This is a genomic window from Chryseobacterium sp. Y16C, assembly GCF_022488405.1.
Classification (GTDB): domain Bacteria; phylum Bacteroidota; class Bacteroidia; order Flavobacteriales; family Weeksellaceae; genus Chryseobacterium; species Chryseobacterium geocarposphaerae.
In genome coordinates this window covers 595,125-617,215 of sequence record NZ_CP092711.1, presented here as the reverse complement: position 1 = coordinate 617,215, position 22,091 = coordinate 595,125, and the positions used below count along the sequence as shown (strand labels likewise).

Genomic DNA, 22,091 nt, shown 5'->3' with positions numbered 1-22,091 from the left:
GAAATGCTATTTTCTGACCTCTTTTTTATTTTGAGAATAATTGACCTAAAATAATTCCTGCAGCCATAGAGACATTCAGACTTTCCGTAGACTGAGATTTTCCGAATCTTGGAATAGTGATGTTTTTTTGAAGTAATTTTTCGGTTTCCGGGCGCATCCCGTTTCCTTCATTTCCTAAAATTAAATTTAAATGTTCAGGTTTTTCAAAAGTATAAAGGTTCTCTCCTATCATATCTGTTCCTACGTTGATGTTTTTGGTATTGGAAAGGTATGGTGTAAGAGCGGTATAAACAACATTCACTCTCGTAAATGAGCCCATTGTAGCCTGGATTACTTTAGGATTATAAAAATCTACCGTATCCTCACTGCAAATGATCTGTTCTATCCCAAACCAATCTGCTAAACGGATAATGGTTCCTAAATTGCCTGGATCCTGAATACCATCTAAAACCAGCTGAATTTTTTTGTCTTCTATTTCAGTTTGCTCTTCATTCAGATAACAAACAGCTACAGAATCTTTAGGATTCATAAGAAAACTTATTTTTTTCAATTCATTTTCAGAGATATGAGTAACAGGGACATTGCTGTGGTCTAATTTTTGCGGATCGGTAGAGAATATTTCTTTAATTTTAAAGTTGGAATTGAAGAGTTCTCGAATGGTTTTATTACCTTCAACCAAAAACAAATTGTATTTTTGTCTGAACTTCTTTTTATCTAAAGACTGTAAAATTTTTATTGTATGAGCTGTAAGCATTTTATGAATTCTCCTCAAAAATATTATAAAATTATATCATTTGCAACATTTGTGGGGTTGCTTTATGCTTGTAGTACCACCAAAAAAGTTCCGGATGGAGAATATTTGCTTACTAAAAATTCATTTGAGTTTGAAGACGAAAAACAACCTTTTGATAGTGAATTAAAAGGATATGTGCAGCAAAAGCCTAATAAAAAGCAGTTTCTTTTCATGCCGCTGAGTTTATGGCTGTATAATGCTGCTGATCCAAAATATGACGAGTTTTTTAATGAATACATGAGTTATCCCAATGAAATGAGAAATCAAAAACTCAGAGATTCTCTTTTCTTGAAATATGATATGAAAAGCAGTGTCGGGAAAAGCTTATTTTGGGATAGATTATATCATAAATGGGGATCTGCGCCTGTAATTTTAGATCCTACAAAAACGGAAAAAGGAGCGGAATCCATTGAAAACAGAATGGGATACAGAGGATATTGGGATGCAAAAGTGAACTTTAAAAATGTAACTGACTCCACTTCCAAAAAGGCTCAGACAATCTATTATATTAAGCATAATGATCCTACATTCATTAAAGAATATTACTATAACATTCCTGATCCGGGAATAAAAGCAAATTATCAGCTGAATGTAAATAAAAGCCTTATCAGATCAGGGCAAATTCTTGACCAGACCATATTGGAAAAGGAAGTCAATAGGATTAATGATCTAATGAGAAGTCAGGGATATTATAAATTTAATGTTTCGGGAGAGGAAGTCAGCTTTGTAGCAGACTCTTTGAAGAGCACTAAAAATGTACCTTTAACCTTGGAAATTCATAAAGATTCTGCAAACACACCTTATAAAATTGCAACTATAGGAAATGTAGATGTAGCTATCGTAGACAGAATGAGCGATTTTCCCAAGAACACAAAAAAAGACAGTTTACGGAGAATAAGATTTCATAAAATAAATGATCAATATAAAACCCCTGCATTATGGAGATCAATTATTGTAGCCCCGAAGTCTATTTATGATCAGAAACAGCTTGATGTTACAAAAAGGAATATCCTGTCAATGAACAACTTCAGTATTCTGAAAGCAAAGGACTCCTTAAGACGTGGTGGCGGAACTGCTCCGAATGATAGTATAGTTGATGTTCTGTATGTTTTAAAACCACTTGACAAATATGATATAAAAGTAGCTACAGACGTTAATTATTCACCGATTTTGAATTTTGGGGTTGCTCCATCTGTAGATTTAACAACCCGGAATGTTTTTGGAGGAGCAGAAAACTTATCGACCAGTGTGGCAGGAACTTTCGGTTCTGTTAAAAACCCTAAAAATTTAGATAAGAGAATTTTAGCTTATGAATTGACAGCCCAGGTTGCTCTTAATTTCCCCAGATTATTACTTCCTTTCAATTATTACAAGCTGATTCCTAAACGTTACACTCCTACTACTTCTATTCTTTTAGGATCATCTATTCAGAATAATATTGGATTGGGTAGAATCAACTTTAATACAGGGCTTAATTATGCAGCCAATGTGAATGACAGGGTTACCCATAAACTGACATTATTTAATCTGCAATTGAGTTTAACCAAGAATAAAAGTGCTTATTACGATTACTTCGTAAATGATGCCATAATCAGAGACGAAGTATTTAAGGATTACTTTTTATTTGACCCCGATACTAAACAAAAGTATGATAATGGCTTACTTTCAGGGGATGAAGTTTCGGGAATGATCATTAATAATAACGACTATAAAAACAGTCTTGGTGCAGAGCAGGCAAATAATCTGAACAGCTTCCATCAGTCTTTGATCAATAAAGACAGACAGACACAGGATGTGATCATTTCTTCAATGATTTATAATTTTATTTATAATGAAATTGCAAAAAAAGACTATGAGAATCCATTCTATTTTAATGGGAAGGTAGAATTGGCAGGTAACATTCCTAGTATTTTTAACCAGAAAAGAGAAGAAAGTGTTGTGGCATCCAACCCTCAACGCACCATATTTGGAGTACCTTATTCTCAATTTGTAAAATTTGATTTTGATATAAGAAAATATTTCAAGTTTGGAGAGCAAACATTGGTACTAAGACAATTTGTAGGGATAGGAATTCCTTATGGAAACTCTTCTTCAATGCCGGTGATTCGTTCATATATTAACGGAGGTCCGAATGATATCAGAGCCTGGACTGTTTTCGGAGGTTTAGGACCTGCAGATTCTCAGGTGGATGAAAAAGTACGTACTTACGTTATGGATAACCTGAAGCTGACTACCAATATAGAATACCGGATTCCTTTTAATGACATGTATGAAGGAGCTGTTTTTACCGATATCGGTAATATCTGGAGCCTAAGAGATAACGGATTTAATGATCAGTTTAAGTTCAATAAATTTTTGGGACAGGTGGGTGTAGGTAGCGGTGTCGGGATAAGGCTAAATATTGCTTATATCAAACTTAGATTTGACTTTGCCTACAAAATTTATGATCCGAATAAACCTCAGGGAGAAAAATGGAGATTTAAGGAATTTAACCCTTTGAAGCCTACATTTAATATTGGTTTCGGGTATCCTTTCTAATCCGGAGAGATTCCTAAAATATAATATACTACAGCAGCCGTTCGAGCGAAAACCTCTCTGAACTGGTTTCTGTAGTAGCTTTCCGGCTTATTTACATCCTGAGCATCAAATCCCAGTGCATTCATATTATTATTTCTTGCAAAAAATAAAGCACGAAGGTTATGAAAGCCCTGTGACACAATGATTACATGTTTGCCTTTATAAACATTTTTACAGCGTAAAATACTTTTGTAAGTGTTGAATCCTTTAGGGTCTTCGAGAATAATTTCTTCAGGAACCCCCTCTTCGTATACCAGATAATTTTTCATAGCACCAGGTTCATTGTATCCTTTACTTTTTTCCCCACTTACGATTATTTTCTTTATTTTACCGTGATGGTAAAGCAGAGCCGCTGCATCCATTCTTTTCGTAAAATACGGATTGGAAACTCCTGATCTCATCTTAGGTGAAGTTCCCAATACCAGAGCGATTTCCCTTGGTGGTATTTTGGAAATTTTGGTGTACGTTCTTCCGTTGGTAAGAGCAAAAACCCAGGCATTCGCTAAAATAATCAATAAAACACCAAGTTCTATTGACGCAACAAAAAGTTTATATATGTTTTTTAAAATTCTCAACTAAAATCAAAGTTAAGCTTTATTTTTTTACTTTTAGCAATAGACATACAGGCTAAAATATGCCCTTTTTCTTCTTCCTTTTCCGTTAAATATTCGTTCTCAAGCAGTTCAACCTCTCCTTCTTCCAAAATACATTCGCAGCTTCCACAGATTCCCGATTTACAGGAATAAGGTACAGGGAATTTCTGAATAAGCAACTGCTGCAGAATCTTTTCTTTATTGGTCGGAAGTTCAGTTTCATATTTTTGTCCTAATATTTTGAATTCCATTTCTACATTTTCGATAAGCGGAAACTCTTTTTCTACAGGATAAATATCGTCATTAAACTCTTCGAAAAGTTCAAAATGAATATTTTTTTTCGGAATTCCGTGATGATAACAGGCATTGGCTAAGGTTTTAATCATCTCTCCCTTTCCACAGATCAAAACATCATCTACGGCATCCCAAATCGTTGATTCTTCATCTGTATCATCCAAATGTAGAATTTGATTAATAATTAAGGCTAATTTCTTTTCATCCAGTCTTCCATAAAAGAAGCTATTAGAAGTTTTTTCCTGTGAGAAAAAATAGAAAATCTGTAGCCTGTCACCACAAGTTCTGGCCAGACTGTCCAATTGTTCCCTGTAAATTAAATCTTCCGAACTTTTATTTCCAAAAAATAAAAATAACCTTGTTCTGGGCTCATTATGAAGAATATTCTTGAAATGACTTAAAATTGGGGTAATCCCTATTCCGGCAGCAAAACCGACAATTGTTCTGAACTCACTGGGTTTAGAAACCAATGTAAATCTTCCACTTGGTTCGCTTACCAGCAATTCATCACCTGCATTATAGTTTTGGAATAATTGAGAAGTTGCCCCATTGGGAGAATTTACTTTTATTCCTAAAGATATTTTTTCCTCATAAGGTGCAGAAGTCATTGAATAATCATTAATAACATCCTCGCCATGAGACTGAAATTTTAAGCTCACAAACTGACCTGCTTCAAACTTAAAATTTGCTTTTAAATTCTCGGGAATTTCAAACTCCAGAGAGAAAGTATTTTTGGTAAGTTCTACCTTTTTCGCTATTTTTAACCAATGAAACTGCGTCAGTTTCCCCTTATAGATTTGTTGTTCCATACTTCAATATCAAAAATAGATAAAAAATAATTTATGAAGAAGATAATTTTATCCACGCTTGTTGTATTTGCTTTGGCAAGCTGCAAAAAGGAAAGTCAGAAAAATGATGAAACTGCTATGGTAACAGATTCTATTTCAGCTCCAGAATCAGCTTCTGCTGTTGCTCCATTGAAAATGCTTACACTGGATAAAGTTTCAGAATATTTAAACAAAAAAAATGATACATTATATGTAACCAATTTTTTTGCCACTTGGTGCGGACCTTGTGTGAAAGAAATACCACATTTTAAAAATAAGATCGACGAATTAAAAGGAAAACCAATAAAAATTACCTTTATAAGCTTAGACCAGAAAGAAGCATGGAATACAGAAGTTCCCCGTTTTGTAGCTGAACAAGGAATTCAGGATCATACAGTGATTGTGGATGGACAGCTTATGGATGGAAATTTCTTCAAAAATAATTTCAAGCAGTGGACTGGAAATGCTATCCCTTTTACATTCATGAGAAAAGGTGATAAAACTGATGAAACATTAGGAATGATCAGTGAAGAACAATTAAATGAAAAGATCAATTCTTTATTAAAATAAAACTTTAGACTTTTATAATGTCCAATAAGTTTAAAATCCTGTGTTTAATTTTAATAGTCGCAATTGTATTAACCGCGATAATTAATCTCAACACAGGATTTTTAAGTTTACATCTTCAGGATTTTTTTCAGGATTCGGCCAATAGCCAAATTGCAGAAATTCGAATCAATCGGGTATTGGTAATGCTTTTGGCTGGAATTTCAATTCCTACTTCAGGTTTTCTTATGCAGGAATACTTTCAGAACCCTTTAGCAGGACCGGATATTTTGGGAATCACTTCTGTTGCGAGTTTATCCGTTGCTTTTTACATCTTCTTTTCGCATGATATTCTTATTCCTGAATTTTTGCAAAACAGTTTTTTAAGCTTGGCTGCAATTGGAGGAAGTTTATTATTGATGCTGATCTTATTATCAATGTCTAATAAATTTCAGGATAAATCATATCTCATTATATTTGGGTTTCTGATTTCGGCTTTTGCAGGAGCGATAGTTTCTCTGCTTCAGTTTTATGCTGAAAATCAAAGTTTAAAAAACTATATTTTATGGTCTTTCGGAGCTAATAATATGGTTACAAGAAATCAGATCTATGTGTTATCTGTTTTAGTATTGTTTGGCTTATTTGTATGTTTTAAAAGCATAAAACCCTTAATTGGGAATTCATTAGGCAGTTCATATGCACAAAGTTTAGGAGTCAATTTGAATCAGTTGAAAATATTCATCATTGTTGCTTCTTCATTGCTTTCGGCATCAGTCACAGCTTTTTTAGGTCCTATTTTATTTATAGGAATTATTGTTCCCCATTTTTGTAGATTAATTTATAATCCTGCTAAACTTTGGCAACAATGGATTTTAAATATGTTTTTAGGAATGCTGATTATGTTGTTCTTTTCGATTATTGCAGAAAAAACACAGATTCCTTTAAATGTAATAAGCTCCGTTTTCGGAATTCCTGTAATTTTGATGATGCTTTTGAAGCAGGATAAAATATAAAATCTAGGAAATGAGGTTTAAAGTCACACAGAAACAATTAATTATTGCAAACATAATTTTGTTTGTGCTTAGTTTCTGTTTTCTTGAATTTTCGAAGCTTTTTAGAATGAACGAAGATAAACATTGGGTTTATTCATGGGGGCATAACTGGTGGTTTTTGGTGGGGATTCCTTCAGCTTTTTTTGGATCCTTGATTTTAGGTGTTTTTAGTTTATTAGAAGTCAAAAAAAATAAATTTTTAAACTTCATTTTTAGTTTAATACCTCTTATTTTATTTATTATTCTTTTTTATATCTAAAAAATATGCACCTACAAATCAATCAAGCAAATATAGGCTACAACAAAACCTTAATTTCAAATGCAAACGCTCATTTGAGTTTGGGAGAAGTATGTTTATTGATTGGTAATAATGGTGTAGGAAAAACTACTTTAATCAAATCTATTTTACATCAGATTTCACTTTTAAACGGAGAGATTTCTATCAATAATAAAAATGTAAAAAGTCTTTCTGTTAAAGAAATTGCTGAAAATATAGCAGTTGTTTTTTCGAAGTCTATTGTTCCACAGAATTATACGGTTGAAGATTTGATCTCTTTAGGAAAATATATTTATTATCCGTTTTATTTTGAGCTCAGTAAAAAAGACCGGGAAGAAGTTTTCCATATTATCGAAAAGCTTGATCTGGTACAGTATAAAAACACTTTACTTAAGAACCTTTCAGACGGTAATCTTCAGAAAGCTTTTATTGGAAGAGCTTTAACGCAGAATTCTTCGGTCATTATTCTGGATGAGCCTACAACACATTTAGACGAAAAAAATAAGATTATTATTCTCAAAACGCTTCGGAAATTAGCCCAGGAACAGAATAAATTAATTCTCTTCTCTTCTCACGATTGGCGTTTGGCGAAGGAGTTTGCAGACAAAATCTGGTATGTTAAAGATCATCATTTATATTCAGGAATTGTTGAAGATATTTTGCTGCAACATGAAGAATTGACGAATGCTTCCCTATTTCAAATTAACGATCAGTTTGTAGCTCCGAAAATCATTGCTCCTGATTTTTATAAAGAAATGTTGTATTCTTTACTTCAAAAAAACTTTCAAAAAGATCTTTCGGCTCTGAATTTTGAATTTCAAAACAACTTTTGGTTGATTTCTGGTAACTCATTACAATGTCAATGCGAATCTTTCCAGGAAATCGTTAATTTCGTGAAAACCATTTACTAATCTCCCTTTTTCTTTATAAAATCCATATGTTATGCATGCATAGTATTATGCTTGTCATACAATTTAACCCTTTTATTTTCAGTGTATTAACAAATTTTAACGTTAATAAATATTATGCATGCATAATATTTGCTAAATTTGGGTAAAACCATTACAAAAAAATATTGATGGATAATAAGGATAAAATAGAAAATGTAGACTTAATTTTAAAACAGACTTGGTTAGCTGTTTCTAAAATGTACACAGAATTGGCCCAGGAGCATGATTCTACGGCTGTACAAGCCCTTACTCTTCTTAAAATAGATCCTAAAGAAGGAACAAGAAGCACGAATCTGGGGCCTAAAATGGCTATTGAACCCACTTCTCTTACAAGAATTATCAAACTTTTGGAAGACAACGGATATATCTATAAGGAAAAAACAACTACTGATAAGCGTGAAGTTATTATTAAACTTACAGATAAAGGTCTTAATTCCAGAAATATATCTAAAGAGGTTGTTGTAAACTTTAATAAAAGAGTAATGGAAAAGATTTCGCCGGAAAAAATGGAAACATTTAAAGAAGTAATGTGTGAAATCATGAAAATAGCCACGGACTTAAACAACAGGAAATAAATTTTACGTCATGTCATTCAGATGAAGGAAGAATTTTTCAGAATGCCAAAAGAATTAAAACAATTACAAATAATAAATCAAATGAAAAGAAGAATCAAACACGTTACAGTTCTTGGTTCAGGAATTATGGGAAGCGGTATTGCGGCGCACTTCGCCAATATTGGCGTAGAAGTTTCGCTCCTGGATATCGTTCCTTTTGAACTCACTGAAGCAGAACAGAAAAAAGGTTTGACCAAAGAGGATAAAGCGGTAAGGAACAGAATCGCTTCTGAAAACTTTGAAAAACTGAAAAAAGCCAGTCCGGCTCTACTCTATTCACCCAAATTTGCGGATAGAATAAAGGTTGGAAACTTTGATGACGATTTACCAAAAATAAAAAATACAGACTGGATTATTGAAGTTGTGGTTGAAAGACTTGACATCAAAAAGTCCGTTTACGAAAAAATCGAACAGTTCAGAAAACCGGGAACATTGATTTCTTCCAATACATCAGGAATTCCTATTCATCTTTTGACGGAAGGAAGAAGCGATGATTTTAAACACTATTTTGCAGGAACACACTTCTTTAATCCTGTAAGATATCTTCCTCTTTTAGAGATTATCCCAACTAACGATACGCTTCCGGAAGTTATAGACTTCTATATGAATTACGGAGCAAAATTCTTAGGAAAAACAACCGTTTTGGCAAAAGATACTCCTGCATTTATCGCTAACAGAATCGGAGTTTTCTCCATGATGGATTTGCTTCATAACGTTCAGAAATTAGGTTTGACGGTTTCTGAGGTTGATAAATTGACAGGTCCTGTTATCGGTCGTCCAAAATCTGCAACATTCAGAACTGCTGATGTTGTTGGTCTGGATACTTTGGTGATGGTGGCAAACGGCGTTCGCCAAAGTGGTGCCGAAGCAAATGATTTCAATGATGTTTTTGCGCTTCCTGACTATATCCAAAAGATGGTTGATAATAAATGGTTAGGTTCAAAAACAGAGCAAGGTTTCTACAAAAAAGTGAAAAATTCGGAAGGAAAATCTGAAATTCATGGGCTGAATCTTGATACTTTAGAATACGAACTTCAGGGAAAATCTTCTTTCCCAACTTTAGAATTAACTAAAAATATCGACAAACCAATTGACAGATTTAAAGTATTGATTGGCGGAAAAGATAAGGCCGGAGAACTGTACAGAAAATCTTTGGGAGCATTATTCGCTTATGTTTCTCATAAAGTTCCTGAAATTTCTGATGAAGTTTACAAAATCGACGATGCCATGAGAGCTGGTTTCGGTTGGGAAAACGGCCCGTTTGAAATTTGGGATGCTGTTGGAGTTCAAAAAGGTATTGAATTAGCAACAGAAGCAGGTTACCAGGTGTCAGACTGGGTGAAAAATGTAGAGACTTTCTATAAAGTTAATGAGGAAGGACAAAGCATTTATGTTGATAAAAATTCAGGAGAATACAATACAATTCCTGGACAGGATGCTTTCATTATTTTAGATAATATCAGAAAAAATAAAACGCTTTGGAGTAATTCAGGGGCTGCAATCGAAGATTTAGGCGACGGAATTATCAACTTTGAGATTCGTTCTAAAATGAATTCTTTGGGAGGCGAAGTGTTGGATGGCTTGAACAGAGCGATTGATTTGGCTGAAAAAGAATATGACGGTTTAGTGATTGGAAATCAGGGAACAAATTTCTCTGTGGGAGCCAATTTAGCAATGATTTTAATGATGGCTATCGAACAGGATTGGGATGATTTGAATATGGCAATCGCCTATTTCCAAAAATCAATGATGAGAGTTCGCTACTCTTCTATTCCGGTTGTTGTTGCGCCTCATGGAATGACACTTGGTGGCGGATGCGAAATGACGATGCACGCCGACAGAGTGGTTGCAGCAGCAGAAACTTACATCGGATTGGTAGAAACTGGAGTTGGAGTAATTCCTGGCGGTGGTGGAACGAAAGAATTGACGTTAAGAACTTCAAGAGAATTCCACAGCGATGACGTGAAAAATAACAGACTTCGTGAAGCTTTCATGAATATTGCTATGGGTAAAGTGGCAACATCCGCTTATGAAGCTTATGATATGGGAATTCTTGAAAAAGGAAAAGATATCGTTTCTGTAAGCAAGAACAGACAGATTGCTGAAGCTAAAAAAGTAGCAAAATTATTGGCTGAACAAGGTTATACTCAACCTATCGAGCAGAAAGTAAAAGTTTTGGGTAAAGATGCATTAGGAATGTTCTATGTTGGAACCGACCAGATGTTAACGGGAAACTATATTTCTGAACATGATAAGAAAATTGCAGACAAATTAGCTAATGTAATGGTGGGAGGAAATCTTTCTGAACCAACCGTTGTTACTGAACAATATTTATTGAATTTAGAAAGAGAAACTTTCTTACAGCTTTGTGGGGAAAGAAAGACGTTGGAGAGAATTCAGTACATGTTACAGAATGGTAAACCGCTTAGAAATTAATTTGTATAATGTCGGAAGTAAAATGTAAAAAGTATTGGCATGCACAATTTTAGAGAGTTGGAAGTTTGGAAAAAATCAATTTTGCTTTGTAAGCACTATTATATTATTTCTAAAAATTTCCCTAAAGATGAATTGTTTGGATTGACATCACAGTCAAGAAGAAGTCTTTATTCTATTCCGTCTAATATTGCTGAGGGCGCAGGAAGAGATACCAATCCTCAATTTTGCCAATTCCTAAATATAGCATTAGGTTCTTCTTTTGAATTTGAAACTCAAATTATAATTGCTAATGATTTGGAATTCATTAAAAAAGATGATTTTGATTTACTAATATCCGAAATCAGACATATTCAAAATATGATAATTAAATTAAAGCAAAATTATTCTAAATAATATAAACTGTACATTTTACATTGTACATAATACATTTTACAAAAATGAAAACAGCATATATAGTAAAGGGTTTCAGAACTGCCGTTGGAAAAGCTCCAAAAGGAAGTTTAAGATTTACAAGACCCGATGTAATGGCGGCAACCGTGATTGAAAGATTAATGGCTGAACTTCCGCAATTGGATAAAAACAGAATTGACGACCTTATCGTAGGAAACGCAATGCCGGAAGCCGAACAAGGCTTAAATGTAGCACGTTTGATTTCCCTGATGGGTTTAAATACAGATAAAGTTCCCGGAGTTACGGTAAACAGATACTGTGCATCAGGAAGTGAGGCGCTTGCGATCGCTTCTGCAAAAATTCAGGCAGGAATGGCGGACTGTATTATTGCTGGAGGTACGGAATCCATGTCTTACATTCCGATGGGTGGTTACAAACCGGTTCCTGAAACAGATATTGCCAAAACAAACCCTGATTATTATTGGGGAATGGGTTATACCGCGGAAGAAGTTGCCAAACAATACAAAATTACAAGGGAAGAACAAGATCAGTTTGCTTTTGAATCTCACATGAAAGCTTTAAAAGCGAATCAGGAAGGTAGATTTGCGAGCCAGATTGTTCCGATTCCTGTTGAATATAACTTCCTGGATGAAAATCAGAAAATGCAGACGAAAAAGTTTGATTTCTCTGTTGATGAAGGTCCGAGAGCAGATACTTCTTTGGCTGGTTTATCTAAATTAAGACCGGTTTTCGCAAATGGAGGAAGTGTAACTGCCGGAAATTCATCGCAAATGAGTGACGGAGCAGCTTTTGTGATGGTAATGAGCGAAGAAATGGTAAAAGAATTAGGTCTTGAACCAGAAGCAAGATTAGTTGCTTACGCAGCTGCAGGACTTGAACCAAGAATCATGGGAATGGGACCGATTTATGCGATTCCAAAAGCATTGAAACAGGCTGGTTTAGAACTAAAAGATATTGAGCTGATAGAATTAAATGAAGCCTTTGCCTCTCAATCGGTTGCTATTAAAAAAGAATTAGGTTTAAACCCGGATATTCTAAATGTAAACGGAGGTGCAATCGCTTTGGGGCACCCGCTTGGATGTACCGGAACAAAATTAACCGTTCAGCTTCTTGACGAAATGAGAAAACGCGGAAACAAATACGGAATGGTTTCTATGTGTGTCGGAACAGGACAGGGAGCGGCTTCAATTTTTGAATTACTATAACAAAAAAAATACAAAATATAATGACTACACTTAATAAAACACTGAAAGGAGGTGAGTTTTTAATAAAAGAAATTCAGGCTAATGACATCTTCTCTTTGGAAGAACTTTCTGAAGAACAAAAAATGCTTCGTGATTCGGCGAAAGAATTTATAGACAGAGAGGTGGTACCTCAAAAAGAGCGTTTCGAGAAAAAAGATTATGCATTTACGGAAGAAACAATGCGCAAACTTGGAGAAATGGGACTTTTGGGAATTGCTGTTCCTGAAAATTACGGAGGTCTTGGAATGGGATTCGTGACAACGATGCTAGCTTGCGACTATATTTCCGGTGTTACAGGATCATTGGCAACAGCTTATGGGGCGCATACAGGAATCGGTACTTTGCCGATCGTTCTTTACGGAACGGAAGCTCAAAAACAAAAATATCTTCCGGACCTGGCAACAGGAACAAAATTCGGAGCGTATTGCTTGACTGAACCGGATGCAGGTTCTGATGCGAACTCAGGAAAAACCAGAGCAAAATTGTCTGAAGACGGGAAGCATTATATCATCAACGGGCAGAAAATGTGGATTTCCAATGCAGGATTTGCAGATACATTCACTTTATTTGCAAAAATTGATGACGATAAAAACATCACAGGTTTTGTAATCAACCGTTCGGAACTGGAAAATCCTGGAAGCTTGACTTTTGGTGAGGAAGAACACAAACTAGGTATTCGTGCCTCTTCAACCCGCCAGGTTTTCTTCAACGATATGAAAATCCCTGTTGAAAACCTTTTAGGAGAAAGAAATAACGGATTTAAAATTGCTTTAAATGCATTGAACGTTGGTCGTATCAAATTGGCAGCGGCTTGTCTGGATGCTCAGAGAAGAATTTTAAACCACTCTATTCAATATTCCAACGAGAGAAAACAGTTTGGGGTTTCTATCTCGACTTTCGGAGCGATCAGAAAGAAAATTGCTGAAATGGCGACCGGAGTTTTCGTAAGTGAGGCTGGTTCTTACAGAGCAGCAAAAAATATTGAAGACAAAATCGAAGAACTGGTTGCTGGAGGGCTTGATCATCAGGCAGCAGAATTAAAAGGTGTTGAAGAATTTGCTGTTGAATGTTCAATTCTTAAAGTTTTCGTTTCAGATTTGGCTCAGCATACAGCTGATGAAGGAATTCAGGTATACGGAGGAATGGGATTCTCTGAAGATACGCCAATGGAAGCGGCTTGGAGAGATTCAAGGATTTCAAGAATTTATGAAGGAACTAACGAAATCAACAGATTATTAGCAGTTGGAATGTTGATCAAGAGAGCGATGAAGGGAGAGTTAGACTTATTATCTCCGGCAATGGCCATCAGCAAAGAACTGATGGGAATTCCGTCATTTGAAGTTCCTGATTATTCTGCATTCATGAGTGAAGAAAAAGCAATCATTGCCAATCTTAAGAAGGTGTTCTTAATGGTTTCAGGAGCTGCTCTTCAAAAATATATGATGGATATTGAAAAACAGCAACATTTATTGTTGAATGCTTCTGAAATCCTTAACCAGATCTACATGGCGGAGTCTGCAGTATTGAGAGCTGAAAAACACTTCTCTCCTGATTCTGTGGAAGCTGCAATGGCTCAATTGAACCTTTATAAAGCAGTTGAAAAAATCATCGTAGCGGCAAAAGAAGGAATTATCTCTTTTGCGGAAGGCGACGAGCAGAGAATGATGCTTTCAGGATTGAGAAGATTCACGAAGTATACAAATCATCCGAATGTAGTGGCATTAACAGAAAAAATAGCTGCTCATTATATTGAGAAAGGAGCTTACTAGTCTTTAATATATAAATTTGATTTCTTAAACGTCCCAGAAATGGGACGTTTTCTATTGTTAAAAATTAGTTCTTGAATGTAATAAATGGATTGTGTGAGTTGTCATATATAAAAACTGCTGAATTATAAAAAATATAATTCAAAAACTTATTTAAAACATAACTCATGAAATTATTGTTGATTCCCATTATATTTATTTCTGTTTCGTCATCAGCTCAGAATACTGAGAAAAAAGTTCCTTCTCTTAAACTGAAGAAAGATACTTTAGATATGAAGGTTGCTGATCTTAACACAGTGAAAAAAGCCAAGCAAAAAGATTTGTATAAAATACTTGTTCTAAAGCCGAAAAATCCTGAGATGTATGCTTGTCTGAAAGATAAGAGAAAGGATACGACAGAATATAAAATTTTAAATTCTACACCGCCTGAAAAAATAAAACTTCTTTCAAAAAAGAAATAATTTTCAATTGTAAATAAAGAACCGGAAGATTACAGAAAGCCTTGAATTAATCCTTTTTTAATAAGCTCTTTACTATTTTTGCTTTTGGTCTTTTTGAGAATATTTTTGTGATGGGTACGAACCGTATGATAGGAAACCACTATGGTTTCTGCTATTTCTTTATCGCTGTACCCTTTTATTAATAAAACAAAAACTTCCAGTTCTCTTTTGGTAAGCCGGTCGGTTATATTTAAAGCAAACCATTCCGGACGCAAGGTTTTCTGATAGAAATCGTGTCTTGTTCCAATGCCGGAAACGGTTACAACATAATTATTTTCATGGGAAAGATGCTGAATGTTCGTATGAATATTTATGGTCTGTAATAGTTTCCCGTTTTTGTCTTTTAAGGTATGAATCGCTTGATGATGAAACAGTTCGTATGTATTTTCTTTTGTTTTCATCCGGAAGCAATACCCGGATTTTAAACTCATTTGATATTCAAAACCGATTTCCTTATACATTTCCAAGGTCCAGGCTTCGGCTTCCATTACAAAAGCGAGATCATCCGGATGGATTAGATCTATAATATCTTTTAAATGTTGAGGATATTTATTCAGGCTGTGCATAGGTAAAATACTCTCGCTGAAATTGCTCAGGGTGCTGTTTTCTACATGCAAGGTATAGTAGTAAAATGGCCCTAAAGTAAATAGTTCGGCAATAATTCGCTCTATTTCAGGAATAGTTTCTACCACATGCTGATTAGATAAAACTTCCGGATACTTATCCCAAATATCGTTCAGGATATGTTTTACAGGCTCCATAAGCTAAGTTTTATATAAAAATAATTAAAATTTACATATAAAACTAAAATTAACATATTTCATTTAATAAATTGTTTTTAAGAATACGAATTTGTTAATTATTACGATTGGTATTTTATGGGAAGATGAATATATTTTCTGCTTTAATCTACATAAGCAATTTTGAAATTTTCACATTAAATATAAACTGAAAAATTTATTATAAAAATTGTAGGAAAACCGAGAAAAAAATTAAACATAAATGTTTCGACATGTTAAAGCATTTTTTATTTTTGTACTCTATTTCATCGAAATGACAAAAGAAGAACTGCTTCATAAAGCAATTAAAATAGCGACTAAAGCACATAAAGGACAAACCGATAAATACCACGCTCCCTACATAGCTCACGTAATGCGTGTAATGGAATATGGTAAAACAACCGACGAAAAAATAGTGGGTGTTTTGCATGATGTTGTCGAAGATCATCCATCAGAATTCAGTCTGGATTATTTAAGGAATGAAGGCTTTCCTGAATACATAATTTTTGCAATAAGCTGCCTGACAAAATATGATCCGGAAGAAGATTACGATGAATTTATTAAAAGAACCGAAAGATCTCCTTTGGCTGTAGCTGTAAAAATAAATGATCTCCGGGACAATATGGATCTGAGAAGAGTGAACAGAGAGCTTACTCCAAAAGATATTAAGAGATTTAATAAATATCTGAAAGCTTATCGCTATCTTACTGACAAGTATTAACCTTTTTTGATAAAAAAGAGTTTAAATTATAAAGGCATTAAGAAAATCACTTCTTAATGCCTTCATAATTATATTGTAAAATTTTGGACAATTAGTCTGCTCCAGGGTAATCAAACGTTTTTACAGGGTGATTGGTGCCATCTATATTGATATTTAAAGCAAGGTAAAGAAAATGTAAGTTCTTATTTCCTTTTGCTTCAAATTCACGTTGCCAAAGGTATCCTGCTGCGACTCCCAAATTATTGTCGATCTGGTAACCGAATCCTCCGTAAACCCTGTTTCTTGCAAATGTAGGTTTCATAGGTGTTACAAAAAATACTTCATCATATGCGTTGGCAAATACAGTTCCTTTTTTCACCTCTTTAGCATTTAAAGGAACACTTACATTCAAACGGTAACGGTAACGCATTCTTTGTGAGCTTTTATCGGTCTGGGGTTCATAAAACCAGCTTTTCTCTGCACGAAAACGGTTTTCAAATTTTACAATTCCTTTTTTAATGTCAATAACGTCCTGTAACCAAACTCTGAATTCTTCTTTGTTGATCGCATGATCAGTGTATGTTGCATATCTTCCTAAACCAATGAAAGGCTTGTGATTTTTAGTAAGATTATATCCTACTCCTCCTTTTATTTCGTAATAATCAGGGTAAGTGAATTCATTAATACTTCTCACCTGACCTTCTGCATAAAGAAAAAATTTCGGATGAAACTTGTAGGTTAATGTCAGTGCACCAAATCCGGAAATGTGTTCCTGGGCTTTAATAAAAGTAAGACTTAAAAATAAACTAAGACTTAGAAAAAGTTTCATCTTGAAAAAATTTTTGCAAATGTAACTGAATTAACAATTTCGTAATATTAACTTTAATTCATCATGAATTAACATTTACTTAATATTGATATTGTAGGTAAATCCCAGATGAAACCATCTTTTTGGCATTTTCACTCCAAAAGTTTCAGTATATTCTGTATTAGTTATATTATTGATTAAAACGTACACAGAAAAGTCTTTTTTAGCGAAACTTATTTTTTCGTCTAATAGATTGTAACTTCCATTGTTTAATCTCTCATTGTATCTGTAAACAAGCTCATTGGTGAAATTTTTCAGGAATTTGGTTTCCAGCTTTCCGATAAACTGATGTTTAAGGTTATCTAAAGTATATCTTGAAACAAGATCTTTAGGCTGTTTAAAATCATTATCCAGATAAGTATATCCTGCTGAATATTTCAACCAGTTTAATATCTGATGATTTACTTCAACTTCTATTCCTCTTATTTCCATATCTCCCACATTTTGAGCATTCCAAACAAGTTCATTTAAAGAGATTTTTGTCCAGTCAATAGAATTGCTGGAATTCCTTAGAAAGCCACTTACTTTGGCTAAAATATCCTTTGTCTGATACTGGTATCCTATTTCTGCATATAAAGCGCTTTCCGGCTGCAAATTAGGGTTTCCGCGCTCTGTTTTACTCACATAATACAAATCGGTAAAAGTCGGAACTCTATGAACTTTTGAAATGTTTCCGTAGATTTTATTATTGCTGTTGAAGTTATATCCTACGTCTAAGCCGGGATAAAAAAAGTTGCCGGCATTAGAATAATTAGCCCATGAAATCCCGGGAGAAATATTCAGCTTTTTATCGAAGAATAAGAAATAATGCTCAAAGAAAACCTGGGATACAAATCGTTCTCTGTTTCCCAGATTATTGCTTGCCAGAAATTCCTTTCTTAATTCCACTCCGATACCGGTTGTTCCCAATCCCCAATCGTAGCTGGAATTTACTTCCCCACCTACATTATTGCCAATGTGCATATTTCTATAGATTTCAGGTTTCTGACGGTTAAATAGATACATATCCTGCCCTCTTCTCCAATATACATTAGAATTCAGTTTAAACTTTCCAAAACTCTGTCTGTGTGCTAAACTTATAATAGAAGATTGAAGTTCTTCATATTGCTCTGTCGCCAATGGGGATGAATAAAATCCGTTAGCTCCAAATTTTTTCTCTGAAAAACCTGCCTGCAATCGTATATCTCCGTCTTTTATTTTTAATTGACTCTGATAAAAAATATTCCGGATATCATAATCCGTATTATGCATATATCCCTGAGAAGAATTTGAACTCATATTTAATGAATTTGAGAACTTTTCCCCTCCTGAATGGGCACTAAGTCCTAATCCATACGTTTCAAAATCTCCTGCCTCGGCATTAATCTTTACTTTTTTGCCGGGATTAATTTTTGTAATAATATTAATGGCTCCTGCATAGGCATTTTGTCCGAATCTTCTCGCAGCAGGTCCCTTGATCACTTCAATTCTTTCTACATCTGCCAAATCCACCGGAATATTCAGGGAGTTGTGACCGGTTTGAGAATCATTCATTCGGATCCCGTTGATAAGAAGAAGAACCTGTTCAAAAGAGCTTCCTCTGAAAGAAACATCACTCTGTACTCCGTTTGCTCCTCTCCTTCTGATATCCATTCCGGCAACCTGCTGCAGGACTTCATCAATGCTTTTTGCGGGTGAATTTGTAATTTCTTCTTTCGTAATGACAGTAATATTCTGATTGGCTGATTTATAAGGTGTAGAAATGAATTTCCCCTGAATTTCAATCGTTTCAATATCAGAAGTTTTTTCCTGAGCTTTTACAAAAAACACAGATCCAATAAGGAAAAGACTGCCTATTTTCTTAATCATAACGGTATTTACTTTTAGTTTTTGGTCATTTTTAAAAGTTCCCAAAAGTAGCGGAGTTTACTTACACCACAAAATGATTGTTGTCATACGGCTTTAAAACCAATTAAAATTAAACTATTTAAGCTATAGAAATCTTAAAATTGAAACAAAAAATAGATCCGCTTTGTGGTTACGATATTCCCGTAAAAATTCGTAATTTTGTTAGTCTTAATTTTACTATGGCTTCAACTACAGATATAGATATTAAAAAACAGATTTTTGTTAAGAATGCACACCTTAATAATCTGAAACACATAGATGTAATCATCCCTAAAAATAAATTAATTGTCATCACAGGAGTTTCCGGAAGCGGAAAATCTTCGCTGGCTTTTGATACCATTTATGCAGAAGGACAGAGACGCTATGTTGAGAGTTTAAGCTCTTATGCACGTCAGTTTTTGGGAAAACTTGAAAAACCGAAAGTTGATGACATTAAAGGGTTGGCTCCTTCCATTGCCATTCAGCAGAAGGTAATTTCTTCAAACCCCCGTTCAACGGTCGGAACTTCAACGGAGATTTACGATTATATGAAGCTTCTCTTTGCAAGAATCGGTAAAACATTTTCTCCTGTTTCCGGTGAAGAAGTGAAAAAAGATTCGGTTTCTGATGTAGTGGATTTTATTAAAGCTTCTAAGAAAGATACTTCTTTTTTACTAACGGCTCCCTATGAATATGACATTGCAAATTTTGGAGAAAACTTAAATGTTTTAAAACTGGCTGGATTCACAAGACTGGAAATCAACGGGAATGTTGCCGGAATTGAAGATTTGGAAAGTTTTGGCTTTACCCCTGAAAAAGGAATGGAGATCAATCTCGTAATCGACCGTTTTTCTTACGAAGAAGATGAAAGTTTTCTTCAGCGATTAGCAGATTCCATCCAGATGGCATTCTATGAAGGTCGAGGCTATTGTGCTCTAAAGAATATTGAGACCGGAAAAATTAAAGAATTTTCAAATAAGTTTGAGCTTGACGGAATCGAATTTTTAGAACCGAATGTCCATTTCTTTAGTTTTAATAATCCATACGGAGCCTGTCCTACCTGTGAAGGTTATGGAAAAGTAATCGGGATAGATGAAGATTTAGTCATTCCGAATAAGACATTATCCATTTTTGAAGATGCCGTTGCTTCCTGGAAAGGAGAAAGTATGAGCGAATGGAAAAAAGATTTTATAAAAAAAGCGAAAGATTTTCCTATCCATAAACCTTATCATCAACTTACTAAAGAGCAGAGAACTTATCTTTGGAAAGGTGACGGAAACAAAACATTTCCATCAGTAAACAACTTCTTCCAAATGCTGGAGGAAAATTTATATAAAATCCAGTATCGTGTAATGCTTTCCAGATATCGTGGTAAAACACTTTGCCCGACTTGTGAAGGGTTAAGATTACGTGAAGAAACAAGCTGGGTGAAAATCGACGGGCACAATATCCAGTCGATGATTGAGCTTCCTTTAGATGAGCTTTTTCCGTTAATAAAAGACTTAAAGCTATCTGATCACGATCAGGAGGTGGCGAAAAGACTCTTATATGAAATCACTACCCGACTTGAATTTTTATTAAAAGTGGGGTTAGGATATTTAACGTTGAACAGAACCTCCAATACCCTTTCGGGAGGAGAAAGCCAGAGAATCAACCTGGCTACAAGCTTGGGAAGCTCTTTGGTAGGATCAATTTATATTCTGGATGAACCTTCAATCGGTTTGCACTCCAGAGATACGGAGAATCTGATTGAAGTATTGCAGAATCTTCGTGATCTCGGAAATACAGTAATTGTAGTAGAACACGATGAAGATGTGATGAGAGCAGCCGATTATATCATTGATATTGGTCCGGAAGCGGGGTATTTGGGAGGTGAACTTGTTTTTGCTGGTGATTATAAAGAACTGAAAGATGCGGACACTTTAACCTCAAAATATCTGACGGGCAGACTGGAGATTGAGATACCTGCGAAACGTAGAAAAGCTAAAGAATGGATCCATATTAAAGGGGCGCGTCAGAATAACCTTAAAAATATTGATGTAGATGTTCCGTTAGAAAGTCTTGTTGTAATTTCGGGAGTTTCGGGAAGCGGTAAATCTACTTTAATGAAAGAAATTCTTACCAACGATATCCAGATCCAGTTAGGAATGGGCGGTAAAAAAGGAGATTATGATTCAGTAGAATTTCCTAAAAAACTCATCAAACATATTGAACTGATCGATCAGAACCCTATCGGGAAATCTTCAAGATCCAACCCTGTAACCTATCTGAAAGCGTATGATGATATCAGAGATTTGTTTGCTAAGCAAAAAGTAGCAAAAATGATGGGGTATAAACCTAAACATTTTTCGTTTAACGTAGACGGCGGAAGATGTGATGAATGTAAAGGAGAAGGTGTTATTAATGTTTCCATGCAGTTCATGGCTGATATTGAGCTGGAATGTGAGGTTTGTAAAGGAACCCGTTTTAAAAATGAAATTCTTGAAGTGAAATACGACGAGAAGAACATTTCGGATATTCTTCACATGACGGTTGATGAAGCTTTGGAATTTTTTAAAGATAATCATGAAGATAAAATCGTTACTAAATTAAGACCTTTACAGGATGTCGGTTTAGGGTATTTACAGTTGGGACAGAGCTCTTCTACCCTTTCCGGTGGTGAGGCACAACGTGTAAAGTTGGCTTCATTCCTTGTAAAAGGAGTTACTACAGACAAAACATTATTTATTTTCGATGAACCTTCTACAGGGCTTCATTTCCATGATGTTCAGAAATTACTAAAATCCTTACAGGCATTAATTGATTTAGGCCATTCAGTGATCGTTATTGAGCATCAGCCGGATATCATTAAATGTGCAGATTACATCATTGATATTGGCCCGGAAGCAGGAAAATACGGTGGTGAAGTTGTCTTTGCGGGAACCCCGGAAGATTTGGCAAAAAATAAAAAATCTCATACAGCAAAATACATTAAGGAAAAGCTGGAAAACTAAAATAG

The 22,091-nt window shown here is 34.8% G+C and carries 18 protein-coding genes; 12 read left to right on the top strand and 6 right to left on the bottom strand.

Features of this window, described 5'->3' with window-relative positions:
* Positions 1 to 25: 25 nt before the first annotated feature.
* Positions 26 to 754 carry a TrmH family RNA methyltransferase gene (locus tag MKS83_RS02595; RefSeq protein ID WP_240581847.1) on the bottom strand — a complete coding sequence of 243 codons (729 nt, stop codon included), beginning with the start codon at positions 752 to 754 and terminating at the stop codon, positions 26 to 28.
* Between MKS83_RS02595 and MKS83_RS02590 the strand changes: the two genes are divergently transcribed.
* Entirely contained in the window at positions 740 to 3,331 is a 2,592-nt protein-coding gene (locus MKS83_RS02590) for a BamA/TamA family outer membrane protein (RefSeq protein WP_240581846.1), read from the top strand. The genes MKS83_RS02595 and MKS83_RS02590 overlap by 15 nt on opposite strands.
* Here MKS83_RS02590 and MKS83_RS02585 read toward each other — a convergent pair.
* The gene (locus MKS83_RS02585; RefSeq protein ID WP_240581845.1) at positions 3,328 to 3,945 is read right to left on the bottom strand and encodes a vancomycin high temperature exclusion protein; all 618 of its coding nucleotides are present in this window, start codon (positions 3,943 to 3,945) and stop codon (positions 3,328 to 3,330) included. The two genes, MKS83_RS02590 and MKS83_RS02585, sit on opposite strands and share 4 nt — an antisense overlap.
* The gene (locus tag MKS83_RS02580; RefSeq protein ID WP_240581844.1) at positions 3,942 to 5,066 is read right to left on the bottom strand and encodes a 2Fe-2S iron-sulfur cluster-binding protein; all 1,125 of its coding nucleotides are present in this window, start codon (positions 5,064 to 5,066) and stop codon (positions 3,942 to 3,944) included. The genes MKS83_RS02585 and MKS83_RS02580 overlap by 4 nt, the downstream gene beginning before the upstream one ends.
* A gap of 33 nt (positions 5,067 to 5,099) precedes the next feature.
* On the opposite strand from MKS83_RS02580, the gene MKS83_RS02575 reads away from it, so the two are divergent.
* From MKS83_RS02575 to MKS83_RS02535, 9 genes are all read left to right on the top strand, one after another.
* Entirely contained in the window at positions 5,100 to 5,654 is a 555-nt protein-coding gene (locus tag MKS83_RS02575; protein ID WP_240581843.1) for a TlpA family protein disulfide reductase, read from the top strand.
* A 17-nt stretch (positions 5,655 to 5,671) separates the two neighbouring features.
* Entirely contained in the window at positions 5,672 to 6,643 is a 972-nt protein-coding gene (locus MKS83_RS02570) for an iron ABC transporter permease (RefSeq protein WP_240581842.1), read from the top strand.
* A gap of 303 nt (positions 6,644 to 6,946) precedes the next feature.
* Positions 6,947 to 7,870 (top strand): ABC transporter ATP-binding protein, encoded by a 924-nt coding sequence (locus MKS83_RS02565; protein WP_240581841.1) that lies wholly within the window; start codon positions 6,947 to 6,949, stop codon positions 7,868 to 7,870.
* 167 nt (positions 7,871 to 8,037) lie between these two features.
* Entirely contained in the window at positions 8,038 to 8,484 is a 447-nt protein-coding gene (locus tag MKS83_RS02560) for a MarR family winged helix-turn-helix transcriptional regulator (protein WP_100375578.1), read from the top strand.
* Between the two features lie 81 nt (positions 8,485 to 8,565).
* A complete protein-coding gene (locus tag MKS83_RS02555) occupies positions 8,566 to 10,959 on the top strand; it encodes a 3-hydroxyacyl-CoA dehydrogenase/enoyl-CoA hydratase family protein (protein WP_240581840.1) in 2,394 nt (797 codons plus the stop codon).
* A gap of 39 nt (positions 10,960 to 10,998) precedes the next feature.
* Positions 10,999 to 11,352, top strand: coding sequence for a four helix bundle protein (locus tag MKS83_RS02550; protein WP_089743768.1), 354 nt, complete (start codon positions 10,999 to 11,001; stop codon positions 11,350 to 11,352).
* A gap of 44 nt (positions 11,353 to 11,396) precedes the next feature.
* Positions 11,397 to 12,575 (top strand): acetyl-CoA C-acyltransferase, encoded by a 1,179-nt coding sequence (locus tag MKS83_RS02545; protein WP_240581839.1) that lies wholly within the window; start codon positions 11,397 to 11,399, stop codon positions 12,573 to 12,575.
* A 20-nt stretch (positions 12,576 to 12,595) separates the two neighbouring features.
* Positions 12,596 to 14,383: an acyl-CoA dehydrogenase family protein gene (locus MKS83_RS02540; RefSeq protein WP_240581838.1), complete on the top strand. Its 1,788-nt coding sequence runs from the start codon at positions 12,596 to 12,598 to the stop codon at positions 14,381 to 14,383.
* Between the two features lie 164 nt (positions 14,384 to 14,547).
* Positions 14,548 to 14,841, top strand: a complete 294-nt coding sequence (locus tag MKS83_RS02535; protein WP_240581837.1) for a hypothetical protein — start codon at positions 14,548 to 14,550, stop codon at positions 14,839 to 14,841.
* A gap of 29 nt (positions 14,842 to 14,870) precedes the next feature.
* On the opposite strand, the gene MKS83_RS02530 is transcribed toward MKS83_RS02535, so the two are convergent.
* The gene (locus tag MKS83_RS02530) at positions 14,871 to 15,641 is read right to left on the bottom strand and encodes a response regulator transcription factor (RefSeq protein WP_240581836.1); all 771 of its coding nucleotides are present in this window, start codon (positions 15,639 to 15,641) and stop codon (positions 14,871 to 14,873) included.
* Positions 15,642 to 15,933: 292 nt separating this feature from the next.
* Here MKS83_RS02530 and MKS83_RS02525 point away from each other — a divergent pair, with 292 nt between their 5' ends.
* Positions 15,934 to 16,380, top strand: coding sequence for a phosphohydrolase (locus MKS83_RS02525; protein WP_240583226.1), 447 nt, complete (start codon positions 15,934 to 15,936; stop codon positions 16,378 to 16,380).
* 91 nt (positions 16,381 to 16,471) lie between these two features.
* Here the strand turns inward: MKS83_RS02525 and MKS83_RS02520 are convergent, their stop codons facing one another.
* Together MKS83_RS02520 and MKS83_RS02515 are read right to left on the bottom strand one after the other, a co-directional pair.
* A complete protein-coding gene (locus tag MKS83_RS02520; protein ID WP_100375571.1) occupies positions 16,472 to 17,188 on the bottom strand; it encodes a DUF2490 domain-containing protein in 717 nt (238 codons plus the stop codon).
* A 75-nt stretch (positions 17,189 to 17,263) separates the two neighbouring features.
* Complete coding sequence (locus MKS83_RS02515; RefSeq protein ID WP_240581835.1) at positions 17,264 to 19,075, bottom strand: TonB-dependent receptor plug domain-containing protein; 1,812 nt, start codon at positions 19,073 to 19,075, stop codon at positions 17,264 to 17,266.
* Positions 19,076 to 19,293: 218 nt separating this feature from the next.
* Between MKS83_RS02515 and uvrA the strand changes: the two genes are divergently transcribed.
* Positions 19,294 to 22,086 (top strand): excinuclease ABC subunit UvrA, encoded by a 2,793-nt coding sequence (uvrA, locus tag MKS83_RS02510; protein WP_240583225.1) that lies wholly within the window; start codon positions 19,294 to 19,296, stop codon positions 22,084 to 22,086.
* The last annotated feature ends 5 nt before the right edge of the window (positions 22,087 to 22,091 follow it).

What these genes read in the sequence shown, in the direction of transcription:
- MKS83_RS02560 (WP_100375578.1), top strand. Translation starts at nt 8,038, where the DNA reads ATGGATAATAAGGATAAAATAGAAAATGTAGACTTAATTTTAAAACAG.
- MKS83_RS02525 (WP_240583226.1), top strand. Translation starts at nt 15,934, where the DNA reads ATGACAAAAGAAGAACTGCTTCATAAAGCAATTAAAATAGCGACTAAA.
- MKS83_RS02540 (WP_240581838.1), top strand. Translation starts at nt 12,596, where the DNA reads ATGACTACACTTAATAAAACACTGAAAGGAGGTGAGTTTTTAATAAAA.
- MKS83_RS02570 (WP_240581842.1), top strand. Translation starts at nt 5,672, where the DNA reads ATGTCCAATAAGTTTAAAATCCTGTGTTTAATTTTAATAGTCGCAATT.
- MKS83_RS02565 (WP_240581841.1), top strand. Translation starts at nt 6,947, where the DNA reads ATGCACCTACAAATCAATCAAGCAAATATAGGCTACAACAAAACCTTA.
- MKS83_RS02575 (WP_240581843.1), top strand. Translation starts at nt 5,100, where the DNA reads ATGAAGAAGATAATTTTATCCACGCTTGTTGTATTTGCTTTGGCAAGC.
- MKS83_RS02580 (WP_240581844.1), bottom strand. Translation starts at nt 5,066, where the DNA reads ATGGAACAACAAATCTATAAGGGGAAACTGACGCAGTTTCATTGGTTA.
- MKS83_RS02530 (WP_240581836.1), bottom strand. Translation starts at nt 15,641, where the DNA reads ATGGAGCCTGTAAAACATATCCTGAACGATATTTGGGATAAGTATCCG.
- MKS83_RS02595 (WP_240581847.1), bottom strand. Translation starts at nt 754, where the DNA reads ATGCTTACAGCTCATACAATAAAAATTTTACAGTCTTTAGATAAAAAG.
- uvrA (WP_240583225.1), top strand. Translation starts at nt 19,294, where the DNA reads ATGGCTTCAACTACAGATATAGATATTAAAAAACAGATTTTTGTTAAG.
- MKS83_RS02545 (WP_240581839.1), top strand. Translation starts at nt 11,397, where the DNA reads ATGAAAACAGCATATATAGTAAAGGGTTTCAGAACTGCCGTTGGAAAA.
- MKS83_RS02590 (WP_240581846.1), top strand. Translation starts at nt 740, where the DNA reads ATGAGCTGTAAGCATTTTATGAATTCTCCTCAAAAATATTATAAAATT.
- MKS83_RS02555 (WP_240581840.1), top strand. Translation starts at nt 8,566, where the DNA reads ATGAAAAGAAGAATCAAACACGTTACAGTTCTTGGTTCAGGAATTATG.
- MKS83_RS02515 (WP_240581835.1), bottom strand. Translation starts at nt 19,075, where the DNA reads ATGATTAAGAAAATAGGCAGTCTTTTCCTTATTGGATCTGTGTTTTTT.
- MKS83_RS02520 (WP_100375571.1), bottom strand. Translation starts at nt 17,188, where the DNA reads ATGAAACTTTTTCTAAGTCTTAGTTTATTTTTAAGTCTTACTTTTATT.
- MKS83_RS02535 (WP_240581837.1), top strand. Translation starts at nt 14,548, where the DNA reads ATGAAATTATTGTTGATTCCCATTATATTTATTTCTGTTTCGTCATCA.
- MKS83_RS02550 (WP_089743768.1), top strand. Translation starts at nt 10,999, where the DNA reads ATGCACAATTTTAGAGAGTTGGAAGTTTGGAAAAAATCAATTTTGCTT.